Annotated in this window: 11 protein-coding genes and 2 pseudogenes; 8 read left to right on the forward strand and 5 right to left on the reverse strand. The window is 64.9% G+C overall.

The genetic code is table 11. The annotated features are described in order from the left end of the window. Nucleotides 1-37: 37 nt before the first annotated feature. Nucleotides 38-1,192: a cystathionine gamma-synthase gene (locus ACH4YL_RS26530; RefSeq protein WP_398509941.1), complete on the reverse strand. Its 1,155-nt coding sequence runs from the start codon at nt 1,190-1,192 to the stop codon at nt 38-40. Nucleotides 1,193-1,331: 139 nt separating this feature from the next. On the opposite strand from ACH4YL_RS26530, the gene ACH4YL_RS26535 reads away from it, so the two are divergent. The 3 genes from ACH4YL_RS26535 (at nt 1,332) to ACH4YL_RS26545 (ending at nt 3,590) form a co-directional block, all read left to right on the forward strand. Beyond that, nucleotides 1,332-2,435, forward strand: coding sequence for a hypothetical protein (locus ACH4YL_RS26535; RefSeq protein ID WP_398509942.1), 1,104 nt, complete (start codon nt 1,332-1,334; stop codon nt 2,433-2,435). Between the two features lie 122 nt (nt 2,436-2,557). Further along, nucleotides 2,558-3,259, forward strand: coding sequence for a peptide-methionine (S)-S-oxide reductase MsrA (gene msrA / locus ACH4YL_RS26540; protein WP_398509943.1), 702 nt, complete (start codon nt 2,558-2,560; stop codon nt 3,257-3,259). Between the two features lie 49 nt (nt 3,260-3,308). Beyond that, complete coding sequence (locus tag ACH4YL_RS26545; protein WP_398510020.1) at nt 3,309-3,590, forward strand: hypothetical protein; 282 nt, start codon at nt 3,309-3,311, stop codon at nt 3,588-3,590. Between the two features lie 72 nt (nt 3,591-3,662). Here ACH4YL_RS26545 and ACH4YL_RS26550 read toward each other — a convergent pair. The 4 genes and pseudogenes from ACH4YL_RS26550 to ACH4YL_RS26565 form a co-directional block, all read right to left on the reverse strand. After that, nucleotides 3,663-3,782, reverse strand: a pseudogene (locus ACH4YL_RS26550) (flavoprotein); the annotation flags it as partial. A 23-nt stretch (nt 3,783-3,805) separates the two neighbouring features. Continuing rightward, nucleotides 3,806-5,260 carry a P-loop NTPase fold protein gene (locus tag ACH4YL_RS26555; RefSeq protein ID WP_398510011.1) on the reverse strand — a complete coding sequence of 485 codons (1,455 nt, stop codon included), beginning with the start codon at nt 5,258-5,260 and terminating at the stop codon, nt 3,806-3,808. Beyond that, nucleotides 5,248-6,736, reverse strand: a pseudogene (locus ACH4YL_RS26560) (Clp protease N-terminal domain-containing protein); the annotation flags it as partial. The pseudogene ACH4YL_RS26560 and the gene ACH4YL_RS26555, both read right to left, overlap by 13 nt. A 459-nt stretch (nt 6,737-7,195) precedes the next feature. After that, nucleotides 7,196-7,738 (reverse strand): flavoprotein, encoded by a 543-nt coding sequence (locus ACH4YL_RS26565; RefSeq protein ID WP_398509944.1) that lies wholly within the window; start codon nt 7,736-7,738, stop codon nt 7,196-7,198. Nucleotides 7,739-7,870: 132 nt separating this feature from the next. On the opposite strand from ACH4YL_RS26565, the gene ACH4YL_RS26570 reads away from it, so the two are divergent. The 5 genes from ACH4YL_RS26570 (at nt 7,871) to ACH4YL_RS26590 (ending at nt 15,460) form a co-directional block, all read left to right on the forward strand. Continuing rightward, complete coding sequence (locus ACH4YL_RS26570; protein ID WP_398509945.1) at nt 7,871-9,055, forward strand: helix-turn-helix domain-containing protein; 1,185 nt, start codon at nt 7,871-7,873, stop codon at nt 9,053-9,055. 111 nt (nt 9,056-9,166) lie between these two features. Then, on the forward strand, nt 9,167-9,574 hold the full coding sequence (locus ACH4YL_RS26575) for an ATP-binding protein (protein WP_398509946.1): 408 nt from the start codon (nt 9,167-9,169) through the stop codon (nt 9,572-9,574). A gap of 752 nt (nt 9,575-10,326) precedes the next feature. Continuing rightward, nucleotides 10,327-10,614: a hypothetical protein gene (locus tag ACH4YL_RS26580; protein ID WP_398509947.1), complete on the forward strand. Its 288-nt coding sequence runs from the start codon at nt 10,327-10,329 to the stop codon at nt 10,612-10,614. A 307-nt stretch (nt 10,615-10,921) separates the two neighbouring features. Continuing rightward, entirely contained in the window at nt 10,922-11,212 is a 291-nt protein-coding gene (locus tag ACH4YL_RS26585; RefSeq protein WP_398509948.1) for a hypothetical protein, read from the forward strand. Between the two features lie 1,638 nt (nt 11,213-12,850). Continuing rightward, nucleotides 12,851-15,460, forward strand: a complete 2,610-nt coding sequence (locus ACH4YL_RS26590; RefSeq protein ID WP_398509949.1) for a hypothetical protein — start codon at nt 12,851-12,853, stop codon at nt 15,458-15,460. The last annotated feature ends 123 nt before the right edge of the window (nt 15,461-15,583 follow it).

Raw genomic sequence — 15,583 nt, forward strand, 5'->3', positions numbered from 1 at the left:
TGCGAGCCCGTCCGGCGTTCGCGTCGACAGGACTTGATCAGCCCAGCGCCTGCTGCATGTCCGCCAGCAGATCGTCGGCCGACTCGATGCCGACCGACACCCGCACCAGATCCGCCGGAACCTCCAGCGCCGAGCCCGCCACCGAAGCGTGCGTCATCCGTCCCGGGTGCTCGATCAGCGACTCGACGCCGCCGAGGGACTCGCCGAGCGTGAAGAGCTTGGCGCGGTTGCAGACCTCGACCGCCGCCTCCTCGCCGCCCTCGACCCGGAAGGAGACCATGCCGCCGAAGGCCTTCATCTGCTTCGCGGCGATCTCGTGGCCCGGGTGCTCGGGCAGACCCGGGTAGAGCACCTGCGTGACCTTGGGGTGGCGGGTCAGCATCTCGGCGAGCCGGCCTGCGTTCTCGCTGTGCCGGTCCATGCGGACGGGCAGCGTCTTGATGCCGCGCAGCACCAGCCAGGCGTCGAACGGCCCGGCGACCGCGCCCATCGCGTTCTGGTGGTACGCCAGTTCCTCGCCGACGGCCGCGTCCGCCGCGACCAGCGCACCGCCGACGACGTCCGAGTGCCCGCCCATGTACTTGGTCAGCGAGTGCACCACGATGTCCGCGCCGAGCGCGATCGGCTGCTGGAGATAGGGGCTGGCGAAGGTGTTGTCCACGACCAGCCGGGCGCCCGCGCCGCGGGCGATCTCCGCCACCGCCGGAATGTCGGTGATACCGAGGAGCGGGTTGGACGGGGTCTCGACCCAGATCACCTTGGTCCTGGGCGTGACGGCAGCGCGTACCGACGCCGGGTCGGAGGTGTCGGCCACCGACCACTCGACGCCCCAGCGCGAGACGACCTTCGCGAAGAGCCGGAAGGTGCCGCCGTAGGCGTCGTTCGGGATCACCACATGGTCGCCGGGCGCCAGCAGCGTACGCAGCAGGCAGTCCTCGGCCGCGAGCCCGGACGCGAAGGCGAGCCCGCGCCGGCCGCCCTCCAGCGCCGCGAGGTTCTCCTCCAGCGCGGTACGCGTCGGGTTGGCGCTGCGGCTGTACTCGTATCCGCCGCGCAGTCCGCCCACGCCGTCCTGCTTGTAGGTGGACACCTGGTAGATGGGCGGGACGACCGCGCCCGTCAGCGGGTCGGCGGTGTTGCCCGCGTGGATGGCGAGGGTTTCGAAGTGGTGGAAGCTGTGCTGGTCGCTCATGAGCCCCGAGCGTAGTCCCGTGGCGGACGGCCCGCGGCCCGGGCGTGGCTGGGACCGGACGGCGCGGCTCGGACCGTAGGGCCGTGGCTCGGACCGTAGGCCGTGGCTCGGACCGTACGGCGTCCGGGACAATGGCTTCATGGAGATTCTCTGGTTCCTGATCGCGGTGGGTCTGCTGGCCGCGGCCTTCGGCCCGTTCCTGATGCGCCGCCGCCACGGCATCCGCCAGGTCGCGCCCGGCTCGCCCGACGCCGCCGACCCGGACACCTACGGATTCGTACGGCAGGAGGAGCTGGACATCCGGCTGCCCGGCCCCGACCAGGATCTTCTCGACGTGCTCGATGTCGTCCAGGCAACCCAGGAATGGCGGGCCGCGGCCCAGCTGCTCGCCGGCACGCCCCGGGAGGGCGAGGTGCGCTGGCAGCGCGTGCAGGCCTTCGCCGGCGCGGCCTCGCTGGAGCTCCAGCAGAAGCCGGGCGTCGGCGGCGCGTGGCTGCGCGCCTGGCGCTCGGAGTCACCGAAGGACGCGGGCGGCGCGCAGGTGCACGCGGAGTTCCTGGTGCAGCAGGCGTGGCGTTCGTCGACGGCGGGGACGGACGACTTCCGGATCATCCTGGAGGAGGCCCGCTCGGTCTGCGGCGACGCGGCGCTGCTCGCGCCCGGCGACCCGATCCCGTACATCGTCGAACTCGCCGTCGCGCGCGGACTCGGTTACTCACACGAGCAGTTCGACCAGGTGTGGGCCAAGGTCATCGACCGCGCGCCGGAGCACATGGGCGCGCACCTGGCGGCGCTGCACTTCCTGTGCGAGAAGTGGCACGGCTCGCGCGAGGAGGCGGACCACTTCGCAACGACGGCCGCGGCCCGCGCCCCGCAGGGCTCCCTGCTGGCCGCGCTCCCCCTGTTCGCGGTGTACGAGCACGTCCCGGACGTGATCCTGGTGCAGGGCTTCTACCAGAGCGCGGTGGTCACCAAGGCGATGGAGGGCGCGCTGTACGCGGTCAACTCGGCCCGCCCGGACGACCCGATGCTCGCGCACGTACGGCATCTGCTGGTCCTCTTCCTCGTCCGCTCGGAGCGCTGGGCGGAGGCGATGAACCAGCTGGTCCGGGTGGACGGCCATGTCGGCGCACTGCCGTGGACGCACAGCGGCGACCCGGCGGCGGACTACACGGTGTACCGGAACCTGGCGGTGGCGGGCTACGAGTCGAACGGCGGGAGCCCGGCGACGCTGCCGCACTGAGGTCGGTGCGGCACTGAGCTCGCTGCCGCAGGTCATGCGCTGACCTGCGGGTCTCGACCCGCCAGGAATCTCTGCGCGCCCCCGCACGTTCACCAGACACCGACCCCCGCGAGGAGCCCAGCATGTTCCTGTCCCGCCGCGTCCCCGAGCTCCCCACCGAGGCCCAGTCCCTCCCCGGCCGCGCAACCCCCGAATTCTCCGTCCCCGACCGCCACACGGTCCTCGGCAACCCTCTGCAGGGCCCGTACCCGGAGGGCCTGGAGGTCGCGGACTTCGGCCTGGGCTGTTTCTGGGGCGCGGAACGCAAGTTCTGGCAGACCCCCGGCGTCTGGACGACCTTGGTCGGCTACCAGGGCGGCCACACCCTGAACCCCACGTACGACGAGGTCTGCTCGGGCCGGACGGCCCACACGGAAGCGGTCCGCGTGGTCTTCGACCCGAAGCTCGTCCCGTACGAACAGCTCCTGAAGGTCTTCTGGGAGAACCACGACCCGACCCAGGGCTTCCGCCAGGGCAATGACGTGGGCACGCAGTACCGCTCGGCGATCTACACGCACTCGGAGGCGCAGGCCTCGGTCGCGGAGTCGTCACGGGAGGCGTACCAGAAGGTCCTGACGGGCTCGGGCTACGGCACGATCACAACGGAACTGCTGTCGGCGGAGGGTCGCCCCTTCTTCCCCGCCGAGGGGTATCACCAGCAGTACCTGGACAAGAACCCGGCGGGGTACTGCGGGATCGGCGGGACGGGCGTCAAGCTAGGTGACCCGTTCGAGACGAACTGGGGGGCGTCCTGCCCGACGGGCCTCACGCCGGCCGATGACTGAACCTGCTACGTCGCCCACCGGCCTGCTGCACGCTGCGGCAGTTCGGTGGGTGGACACAAGCGAATACCCCTCGGTTGTCGAGGTCGTCTTCGTCGATGCCGAGGGCGTGCGGCACTCGATCATCGACAAGACGCCCCTGTTCTGGGACGCGGACGAGGAGCCAGAGCCGAACGCAGAGCTTCCCATCGCGATCCGTCTGGATGCGATGCTTGTCGAGTCGGGCCTACCTGGCAACCGAGTGCGCGTGGCCGTTGACCACCGATCTGTCAGCGACGACGGGCACGCGGAGTTCACGGTCTTCGCCCATCAGGTCACCGCGGAAACCTCCTGAGCGGCACCCAGGGCAGGCGCCCCTGGCCAGGACGGGCGTCAAGCTAAGTGGTCGGCTCCGGAAGTCCCTCAGGGTGATCCCCAACGCCCATTGGTTGATCGTGTTGAAGGTGGCGGGGGCCAACACGGCGACATCAGCCGGCGGCCACACGTCGGGGTCCTTGGGCAGCTTGTAATCGTGAGCGAGAACCATTCCGTGATCCGGAGCTCGTCGAATCAGCTATCGTCAACCGCATCGTTTGAAAGGCGACCGCTGACCAATTCGGCAAGTAGCGCTTGGCGAGTTTCCTTGTCTCCAATGCTTCGGAGCAATGAAATGAACGCGCTATTGCGGGCGAGGATCGGGAAATCTTCGGGAAGCGCAGCCTCCAGTCGTCGAACCTCTCGCATCAACTCTTCGCCGGTCGCGGATCTATCTGGTGCAGGGATGCCGTGCTTCTGGAATGTCCTACGCGCAACCGTCCACCACGTATGATTGGATGACGGAGGGGCTGATGCCTTGGCGCGCACCATCGCATAGTCGAGAAAGTCTCCAATAGGATCATTGCTCGATTCATCGGTCACCATAAAATCGTAGAACGATGTATATAGGTGCTGCAGGAGTATCGCCGTTGTAAGCAACGAGCTGTCCAATGGCATTGTGTGCCATGCAGGATTCAGGCGATACTCCAGAATGAAGCCGTTTATGATTCGCTTGATTCTGCGCGGGTTACTGCCGGCGCGCTCAAGGAGAATTCTTGTGACTATATCGTCCATCAAATGCGATGTTCCAGATCGTTGTCCGTAACCTGCTATTAGTCTCTTGAGTTGCTCCTCGTCGGGTGGCGAGACTCTGTACGCAACCTGGACAATCTTCTCGAGGTAGGCGCGCCCCTCGCCCACCTCTCCACGGGCTGATGTGGAAACACTCCGGGCAAGGACTGAAAAGTCACATGCCAAGATGAAGATGAGCCCGGGGGCATCCAGATACAATTTCACGGCTTCGCACACTTCGATGACTACACTGTCGGAGCATCGATCGAGATCGTCAACAAAGACCACTAGGGCGCGATTGGGGCGACCTGTGTCCTCCACCCAATCTGACAGCATGCCTGAAATCAGGTCACGCATTTCATTGCGCGACTTCGCGTCGATAGTCAGCGTCTTCCACATTTCATCAATCAACCGTGAGACGCCAAAAAATCGAGCAATAATCGCCGATATGATCCAGGCAATGCCAAGCATGCGTCGCCGTTCAGCCAAACGGCGTACCGAGCGTCGCACCACGTTGCGGTCAAGGCGTCCGAGAACCGACTTAATCAATCCTTCGAGTGCACTACTGCCATGGGCTGTCCACGCATTGAATCGAACGCAAAAAATTTCTGGCTGGTCGACTAGTCGAGACTCGATCAGCCGCATTAGTGTGCTTTTGCCTACCCCCCACCCTCCGTCAATGGCCAGCACGAAGGGGGAAGCCGTTCTCGAGGCAGTTACTATCGAAGCGATGCCCGTGGCGATCTCGTCGGCGCCCAGAAGGTCATCGTCAGACTTATCGGGTGGCTCGTCATTCAGTAGTACATAATGTTGACTAATGTCACCGCTTTCACTCTCGTTCGAGGTGGAGGACCGACTGACGTCGGAATGCAGTCCAAGGATTCTCCGCACTGGCACGCCGGATAGTGTGGATACCACTTCAGCGATGGCATCTTCATCAACCTCGGCGACGACGTCCATGTCGTCGGCCTTCCACTCCTTCTCCCGCGCGGCTTTGGCGGCTAGGAGCTGTTTCTCCTTGTCGCGCAGAGAGGCGGCCTTCTCGAAGTCCTGCGAGTTGATCTCGAACTCCTTGTCCCGGCGGACAGCGGCGATCTTCTCGTCGAACTCGCGCACGTCCGGTGGTGCGGTCCATCGGCGGATGAGTATCACGGAGCCCGCCTCGTCCAGGAGGTCGATGGCTTTGTTCGGGAGGAAGCGGTCGGAGATGTATCGGTCGGCCAGAGTCGCCGCGGCAATCACCGCGGCGTCCGTGATGGAGACGCGGTGGTGGGCCTCGTAACGGTCTCGCAGACCCTTGAGGACCTCGATCGTGTGCGGCACCGACAGCTCGGCGACCTGGATGGGTTGGAAATGGGGCTCCAGAGCCGTGTCCTTCTCCAGGTGCTTGAGGTACTCATCCGGCGTCGTCGCGCCGATGGTCTGCAGCTCACCGCGGACCAGCATCGGTTTGAGGATCGAAGCGGCGTCGATGGCACCCTCGGTGGCTCCTGCACTCACCAGGGTGTGAAGCTCGTCAAGAAACAAAATGATGTCACCGCGGGTGCGGATCTCCGCCAGGGCCCGCTTCAAGCGCTTCTCCATGTCATCGCGGCTATCGACACGCGCAGTCAGTGCGTCCCAGTCGAGGGTGTAGAGCTGTTTGTCCCGGAGCGGCCCGGGCACCTCACCTACAGCAATCGCCCGGGCGAGACCGTCCACGACGCTGGTCTTGCCAACGCCGGGCTCGCCGATCAGGACGGGGTTGTTCTTCGTACGGCGCGAAAGGACCTGCATGACCCGTCCGATCTCCTTCTCGCGCCCGATGACCGGGTCGAGCCTGGACTCACGAGCGGCCTGCGTCAGGTTGTGGCCAATCTGGTCCAGAACGAGTGAGGTCGAGCGAGCAACCTCGGCGAGGCCGCCCGCGCCGGCGGTCTCCACGTCCTGATCACTGGAGAGCAGATCGATGACCTGCTGCCGCACCCGGTTGAGATCGGCGCCCAGCTTCACGAGGACCTGAGCGGCGGCGCCCTCGCCCTCGTGGATCAGGCCGAGCAGGATGTGCTCGGTGCCGATGTAGTTGTGGTTCAGCTGAAGGGCCTCGCGGAGCGACAGCTCCAGGACCTGCTTGGCACTGGGAGTGAAAGGAATGTGGCCCGAGGGCGCCTGCTGACCTTGGCCGATGATCTCCTCCACCGGCTGGCCCTCGTCGACGATCTCCTCCACCTGCTGGCGGACCGCCTCGAGCGAAATCCCGAGGCTCTCCAGGGCCTTGGCGGCGACACCCTCACCCTCGTGGATCAAGCCCAGGAGGATGTGCTCGGTGCCGATGTAGTTGTGGTTGAGCATCCGGGCTTCTTCCTGAGCCAGGATGACAACCCGCCGCGCGCCGCCGGTGAACCTCTCGAACATTTCGCTGCTCCTCACAGAGCACGCGGGGCTGCAGCTGACTATTTCGACCACCCGAGCGTCGCTACAGCTGCTCGCACTGATCTGGATCTCGTCGGCGAGACCGGGCCACTCCAGCCATATCGCCACCGCCCGCCACGACGGGCTCCGCACGCAGCTGCGCGAGGCCGGGCTAGGTGCACAGACTGGTGGGCTCTATTGGACACGGCGACCTCGACGGCACCGACGGCTTCCCGTGATCATTGAGGGGCCCAGAGCACTCTGCGGGCCCACGCCCTCCTGATCACCACGCTACGCCGAATGTGTCGATGTGCATGTCGGCTGGTGATCAAGCGCTGACCGGACTTTGGTGTGCGCGTGTGTGACGTGATCGAGGTCGGCGGAACGGCTTTGGGCTGGAGCTGCTTTGCCCGGCTCCGACCGAGGAGTGACCCCAGCCCAGCCGTGTCACCGTGCGTCGCTTCAGCCGATGGCCGACTCAGCGGCTGCCAGCGCGAGGTGCCACGGGTACGCGTCCGGTCGGCCCTCGCCGGGCTTGTTCGGGATGAACCCGCCTTCCCCGTAGAGCACTTGGACGCCCATGGCGCGGAGGGCTACGACGCTCTGCTCGAACTGCGTGTGCTTCACGTACGCGGCGTTGACGCACGGCATCGTGATGACGGGGATGCCCTTGCCGGTTCCCTCGGCCACGAATCCGACCACGAACTTCTCTGTGATCCCCAACGCCCATTGATTGATCGTGTTGAAGGTCGCAGGGGCCAGGACGGCAACATCTGCGGGGGGCCACACGTCGGGGTCCTTGGGCAGCTTGTACCGGCTGCGCACCGGGTGCCCGGTCAGCTCCTCCAGCGCCGGCAACTGGTCGTCCAGCCAGCGGGCGGCGGTGGGCGTCAGTCCCAGACAGACATCCCACCCTGCCGTCTGTGCCGTATCGATGACACCGGCGACATTGAGCACCGGAGGGGCAGCGCTGGCCAGCAAGTACAGGACTCGGTTCGCAGTCATGGCCGCAGTCCACCTTGGATGTTCCGGCTTCCGCAACCGCAGTTGGCTGAGGTGTTGGGGACGGTTTGCAGTTCGGCGTATTGGTGGGACGGGTAGCGTTTCCCGTGAGCGCGTCACGGAATGGAGCCCGCAATGCCTCTCACCGAAGGTGAGCACACAGGCAACCGGATCGCGTACCACCGCAAGCGGGCCGGGCTGACCCAACGCGGCCTGGCGCAGAAGATCCCGTACTCGTACAGCCTTCTCACTCAGGTCGAGAGCGGTCACAAGCCTGCTAGTCCTGACCTGGTCGCGACGGTCGCCAAGGTTCTGTGTGTCGACGTCACATCGCTGACGGGTCAGCCATACGTGACCGAACTTCAGCAAGATCGTCTGGCCGAGCTGGTCCGGCCCATCAGGGAAGCCCTAGATCTTTATGACCTGGGGGCGGATCCCGCGATCACACCCCGCCCCACGCCTCAGCTCGTGGCGGCTGCCGAGAACCTGTGCCGATTGGTGCGCGCGACGAAGCTGCATGACGCTGCGCTCGAACTCCCTGATGTCATCGCCGAGATCACCACTGCCGCCTACCGTGCGCCGTCTTCGGAAGTCTGGGCCGCGCTGTCCAGTACGTATCGCACCGCTCACGACCTCACCGTGAAACTCGGCTACTACGACTTGTCCACCGTGGCGCTCGACCGCATGGACTGGGCCGCTGCACGTGCTTCCGATCCCTTGCTGGCGGCCGTCCGGCAGTACATGCGGGCGCTGGTGTACTTCCGGGAGGGCGAGTACACCATTGGCCAGCGCCTCATCATGGCTGGTCAAAACACGTTGAGTCAGGCTCACGCATCTCGGGAGCGCTTCGCCGTGGCGGGTCAGCTCCACCTCGGCGCTTCGATCATCGCCGCTCGCGCTCATGACCACAGTGAGGTCACGGCACAGCTGGCAGAGGCACGCGCGTATGCCTCCCGCGTCGGCGAAGCGTCAGACGTGCTGTGGCTGTCGTTCGGTCCGACCAACGTGAGGGTTCATGCGGTGTCAGCCCACATCGAGATGGGCGAATTCGGCGAAGCGCTGCGCCAGGCAGAAGAGGTGCGCATACCGAACGACTGGGCGGTGTCCCGGGCTTCTCACTTCTACGTGGACCAGGCTCGCGTACAGATGGAGGCCGGCCGCACTGAGGCTGCGCTGAAGTCCCTCGTCACCGCGCGGCGGTTGGCTCCACAGCAGACCCGATATCACGCGGGCGCTCGGGAGACCATCCGTGGCCTGGTGCATCTGGCTCGGCGCACTCCCGACACCCTTGATCACTTGGCCGCATGGGTGGGGCTGTAGGACTCTCACACCTGCCCCCGACTTTCACTGAACTGTGAAAGTCGGGGGCTTTGTATGTCGCCAGCATGGTTGAGGAGCCGGTTACCGATCACCGGACCAGAGGTGGGCGACATGCAGGCGAATGAGAGACCAGTGGTGCGGCGTTGGACTCGGCATCCAGCAAGCGTTGGCAGGGCGCGTACCGAGCTCAGGGAAACCCTGGCCAATTGGTGCCTGAACGCAGTCGAGGACGTGGCACTAGTGGTGCTGTCCGAGCTGATCACCAATGCGGTTCGGCATGCACGCGTTTCCCCTGGGCGCGAGATCGAGACGCGCTATGTGCGTGAAACGGACGGCGTCCGCATCGAGGTTCACGACGCTGCTGATGAACGCCCGGCAACTCGCGCGCCCGGCGAATCCGGCGGCTGGGGCCTTGGCCTCGTCGACGAGCTGTCCGACCGGTGGGGCGTCGACGATCGGGCTGGGGTCGGCAAGTCGGTCTGGGCCGTGATGACGGTCTCCGAGGGAGGTGAGGCGTGATGGCTCGTGTGATGGCGCTGCGGGTGCAGCGTGGGGACTGGGTGAGCGCTCACGGGCGGTGGCGTGAGGTCAAGGCGGTCCGCTCCGACCGGTTCTCCTCAGGAGGTCTGCAGGTTGTCCTGATCTTCAAGACGGGTGCTGCGCTACGGGTGAATGCGGCCGAATTGCTGACGGTGGATCGCGGTGGCCGCGTCTCCCTCAGCGAATCAAGAGGAGGGCGGCGCTGATGGCGGCGCGTGCGGTGTTCCGGTTCGTGGACTGGGTGTTGCAGGTCGATGCCTCAGGCAGCGGACCGATCTACGAGGCGGAGTGCACGACGTGTGGCGAGTCATCGGGAGCTGCTGACAGCAAGGAGGCTCCAGAGGTGTGGTGTCTGCGGCACGCGGGCCGGTCTGGCCATACGGGGTTCCGGGCACTGACGACCTCGTTCTTCCGGGCCTCGTGTGCCGAAAACGGCGATGCACGCTGATGAGGCAGCGATTATTCGCCTTCGGAATCGTCGTCTTCTGGATCGCGGTGTATCTGCCGTTGGCAGTAGTCAGTGATCCCGGTTCACGGATCCTCTAACTTCCGGTCCTCGTAAGCCCGTTGTGGGCCGGACCGCCCCATCGCCTGGACAGCATGCGGGGCGGTCCGGTTTGGGATGCAGATGCAACCCGGTGCCGATGGTACCGGGGTCGTCGTCGTGCCCACGCTCGATGCCTCCCGATGCTCGGAGTCAAGCCAACGTGCGTGGAAGGGATTTGAGGCAGATGCACGACCCAGAAGACGCTGGATTCGAGAACGAGCCGTTCGACCCTGACGACGTGCTGTGGGTGCGCGGGGTGGACTACCTGGCGGGCTGGCGGTACGCGACGGATGCCGGTAGCGCGCTGGTGGGTGCGTTGGCTGCGGCCGGTGTCGACACGACCGGGCTCATGTGGCAGGCAAGTACGGCTGCGGACGGGGGCGGGAGGCTGCGTGTGGTGCTGCCGGCCGCTGCGGCTCATGACGTGGCAGCACTGGTACGGGCGGTTGCTCGGTTGGGCAAGGCGGGCTGAGGCGGCTCGCTTCCTTCGACACCGCTCACCGCTTGCGCAGCGGAGACATCCTCGGCGCAGTCCTGGCCGTAGACATGGCGCATGCTGCCGCTTGTCACGACTGACGTGCGCACGCTTTCCAAGTCTGTTGGTGATCGAGCGGGCCCCATGCGGGGGCGTTCACCTGGGTTCATGAGCGGTTGGCCCGTGCGGCGAGCTGACTTGCGGTCCCGTCTGAACGGCCATGAACGGGGCTGAATGAGACGGAAACTGAGACGGAGTCCTACGGACGGGAGGTGTGTCAGACCTGTGGTGCATGCTCCCGAACATGGGATACGAGCTTCACATGACACGAGCCTCGCACTGGTTGGACAGCGATGAATGCCCCATCACGCTTCACGAGTGGATCGAGTTCGCACACGCCAGTGCCGCACTCCGCGAAGACGGCTACCTCGATCTGCGCAGCGTGGGCCGGCAGCCGATGTTCACCTGGAGCTCGGGTGGCGCCGCGGTTGGGCTCCACTGGTTCGAGGGGCGAGTGACCTTGTCTGGGGCCCACGCGCACCTTGTGGACCTGGTCGGCCTAGCTGACCTTGCTGCGGAACTGTCGGCGAACTGATCGGTGACGATGGGGAGCAGTACCAGAACTCCGGTCGCCATGGCGGCGGTAAGTGCTGAGCTTGGGAATCACCTGCCGCTTCCAGCGGAGATACTCGCTGACCTGTGGAAACGATACGAATCGGGGTGTGCTCCAGCCTCTCCTTGGTCCTTCACGATGCCCGGCCCACACGCTTTCATGGCCTGCGGTTGCTGGGGTCGCCGCTGCGTCGGGACCCACCTGAACGACGGGCTTCGGTAAGACGCGTGGGCAAGCTCGACAGGCTGTCGTCGATGGCACTGCCCGGAACGCTATCCGACAGTGATCGGCGCACTATCTAGCCGGGCGAGTTCCGTGTCGTTGGGTGCGTACAAGATGAAACGGACTATGTAACTACCAGGCGTGCTGATATTGATGTAGCTGTCAATTGCGCCTTCATCTTGGTCCGTGTCGGGCCGGTAATATCCGACGTAAAATGGCTCCCCTTGACTGTTGGTTGCCGGATTAGTAATAACCGCATAACTGTCGCACTCTTGACCGTCGTATCCTTTTATTGAAGCCTTAACGTTGAATGTGCAGCACGGACGTCCCTTGCTTAGCGTGACGGATTCGATCGACCCTCCCGTGGCGGGGGGATCTCTAAATGGACTATCGTCCGATGTGGCCAGCCAGACAACTAGGGCAACAATCACTGGCGCATCTATCAGACTAAAAATCGTAGCCAACCTATTCGATCCGTTGGGCTTCCCGCCGTTCGAACCTTCTCCCGTTGGGCTTCCTGAAGAGCTTCCTGCCACGCTGGCCCACCTCCGCATTCGGGGTCTATTTCCAGATGGAATTAGTGTGAAGTAGATGCGGCCGTAAGGTGGCTGGGGAACCAGAGATCGCTTCCATTCCCTGCGCATTTCATAGATGCCAGGTAACCAGCGAGGAGACACCGCGGACTTGAGTGTTTGGTAGCGGTGTTAGCGCCATCCTGCCTGGCGTCAGGGGAAACGCAAGTCTCCGTCGGCGGTACGCAGCGGCAGAAGGAATGCCCGCCGCCGTCGATGATGCGGCGCAACGGAATAGATTCCGACGTCTCATGGTGCCGTGCGCTAAAGATGATTCGCGCGAGAAAATCAATCCCGTCCTTCCCGGTGGCGTCGCTCGCCGCACTTCGGTCAAATTGAATAACTTATGGTCTCGATCAAATCGGTAAATGGGTGCTGCTATCTACATAAACACGGTGATCCCAAAATGGAGGCGGTGCACGCTGAGGGGCCGCCTTGTTACTCCCAACGGGTGGCTCGCCCCCGAGGTGATTGGGCCGAGTGCGTGGGTGCGGAGGTGAGCGCTTCAGCTGGTTGTGACCGCTCTTCCGTGTCGGCTAAAGGCTGGAGGAGGAAGGGGCTCTGAGCACGGCGAATGAGGCGCGGCCGCACATCTGGCGCTTGATCGTTCTGATCCCGGGCCTGGTGGCCCAAAAGTACGGGGCCGAGCATTCCAACGACGTGTTGTGATGGGCTCGACTGATTTTTCAGCGTGTTAGGACGCGGAAAGGCAGGTTCAGCGGCCGCCGAGGGTTCGGTACTTCGTCAGAGCGGTCCCCCTGCTGGCCCACGCGCATCGGACGTTCTTCGTATGGCACGAGTTGGAGCGGTCCCCGATCCTGGCGCTATGTCAGATGCGGTGGAAATTCGCGTGCACGGCGTCAGCGGAACACCGGCGGAGGCTCTGCTCCAGGTCACCGACCTGAGACAGGTCGACGGCGACGACACCGCACGGTTTCTGCGGCGCTCCACGCCGCCGCCCGAACCGCCGGTGAGAGAGGCATTCCACTGGGGGAACATGACGTCGGGGTCAGTGTCCAAGGCACTGTGGCTGCTGCTCGCGCCATTCGGGCTGGTGAATCTTGCTCGCTATACCCTCCCCATGGCCGTCAGAAAGGACCCGGGAGAAGAGGCTAAGGAACGAAGGCGCTGGGCGCGGGTGACGGCCGACGTGGCGCTGCGGCTGCTCGGACTCGCGCTGACACTGATGCTTACGGCGGCGGTCGCGTTCGTCGCGCTCGATCTCGTCGCCTGGCAGTGCGGCAACAGCACGCGATGCATCGCCGACAACGGCTGGCTGCCACTCTCGGACAAGCAGCCCACGAGTTGGGCGCTTCGGCTGCTGCTTGCGGTCGCCGCGCCGGTCGCACTGATTGCGCTAATGGTCCAGTTCGGCCGCCAGGTCTACCTGTACCCGCCGACCCAGGTGCCGCCGACGGAGGATCAGCCAGCCGATTCAGTGCAACGGCCTGAGGAGTGGCGCGACGGTGTGGGAGGCCTCGCCCACAAGGAGTTTTGGGCCACCTCTCCGCGTGCCCCCATGCTGCGGCTCTTTCACACGACAGGATCGGTTGCCCTGCTCGCGATCCTCGTCGCCTATGCGTTGGTCGAGCCGGTTGCCGGGCTATGCGGCGGCGACAGTTGGGCAGACGAGGCGCTCTACGCTGTGTTCGGCGCCGCCGCGCTGATCGGACTGCTCTGTGTTGCCTTAACGGCAGCGGGGTACCACCCCAAGGGCGATGAGCTCAAGTTCGATCCCACGGGCAAGGACGCCATTCAGGTCCCGCGCACATGCCGAGTGCTTCGCTGGATCGCGTGGGGCGTGTTGCTCGCTGGGATTGTTATTGCCGTCTTCTTCGGCCCGCATTACTCCTCCCAGGCCACCGGCGATGAACCTGTAAATCTGAACGGCTTTGAGTGGGTCTTCAACGTCTTGTATGCAGCCACCGCGGTGCTACTGATTCTGCTGCTGGTGATGACGCTGGTGCTGCGCCCCGTGCTGCGGGCCGACGGTCTGCCGAAGCCGTTCCGGCCGATGTGGGGCGGTATGGCATGCCCCGCACTCGCGAGTTTCGCGGTCCTTCTGGCTACCGGATTCACCGCCGGGTTCGCTATCCAGACGGCTCGGCTGCTGGGCCATCTCGTTCAGCCGAAGGAGGATCCACCGAAAGACAAGTTCTTGCTCGTCCTTCCCGACGTTTTCCATGTCACCGCGCTCCTATGGGCGGGCCTGGTGGTGGTCGCCGTGCTGTGCGGGTTCTACCTGGCCTTCCGGTATGTCGTCCACGGGCTAGGCCGCTCACTCAAAATCAGGGTCCGGACGGACTACCTAGACGTCCCCGCACAAGATCTCCCCGAACGCACCGTGTCGAGGATCGCTAAATCCTGGCGCCGGGCTTCCCTGAAGTACCGGCTGCCCGCCGTCCTGGGGTGCTTGTCCCTCCTCGGCTTCATCTTTTCGCTGGGCCAGGGATCCCTCGCCGGGAACGCGCTGCTGCCGGGGCAGGACGAGGGATTCGAGCGAGTCCAGGATGCGTTCTACGACCGCGTCTGGCTCGGCGTGAAGTTCTTTGGGCTGGCCGATGACGTTGGGGTTTGGGCACTGACCGGGCTGGCGGCCGGCCTCGTGTTCGTTGGCATGAGAGCCTTCCGCAGTCCTCAGTGGCGGCGCACAGTCGGCGTGGTGTGGGACCTGCTGGCATTCTGGCCGCGTCTGGCACACCCGATCGTGCCACCCCCGTACGGCGGTCGATCGGTATTGGCGCTGACCAAGCGGGTCCAGGACAAGACCGCCGACGGCGGGAAGGTCGTGCTGTCCGGACACAGCCAGGGCAGCGTCATCTGCGTGGCCGCCGTACTCCAAGTCGCCGCCGCAACGCCTGAGCAAGCAGGGGAACCGAGAAGGTCCAACAAGCCGACGCAAATCTCCAGAGTCGCTCTGCTGACGCATGGTTCGCAGTTGATGTGGGCCTACGCTCGCCTGTTCCCCGCGTACTTGGGACAGCCGCTGCTGCGAGACATGTACAACACACACCTGAACCGGCGCTGGCTCAATCTGCACCGCTGGTCCGACTACATCGGTGGCCCCGTCCTTGCTTACCCCGCCGCGGGACGTGTGCGCCCCGAACTGGACGAGGGGTGGACCGACATCGATGGGATTCCTCATACGCCCGACCCGGGTTGCACCGGGCAGGGCGCTGATGTTTGGTACCGCGCCGTGGGTCCGGAGATCCAGTTGCGCGACCCGCACCGGATCGTCGCCGTCGACGGCAGACCTGTGGCACCGCTGCTGGCACACAGCTCCTACTACGCCGATCCAGCCTATGACGCGGCCGTGCAGGAGCTGGTTCGTCAGATTGGTCAAAGCGAGTCTGCTCGGCCTAGCGCAGCATTCACGCGTCACGTGGGCAGACTTCGAACGTGGCTCCGTCGACTGCGATGGTGGTCCGGCAGCTGACGACGAAGAGTTCGCTCGTCTCGGTGTCCGTTCGGGGTGATCTCCAGCCGTATGGTGAGGAGTCGCAGTTGCCGGTTGGCCGACAAGGCCTAATAACGAGCCGCAGGCGAGGGCCCGGCGGGA

The sequence above is a fragment of the Streptomyces sp. NPDC020681 genome (assembly GCF_044334895.1).
In the GTDB taxonomy this organism is placed as follows: Bacteria; Actinomycetota; Actinomycetes; order Streptomycetales; family Streptomycetaceae; genus Streptomyces.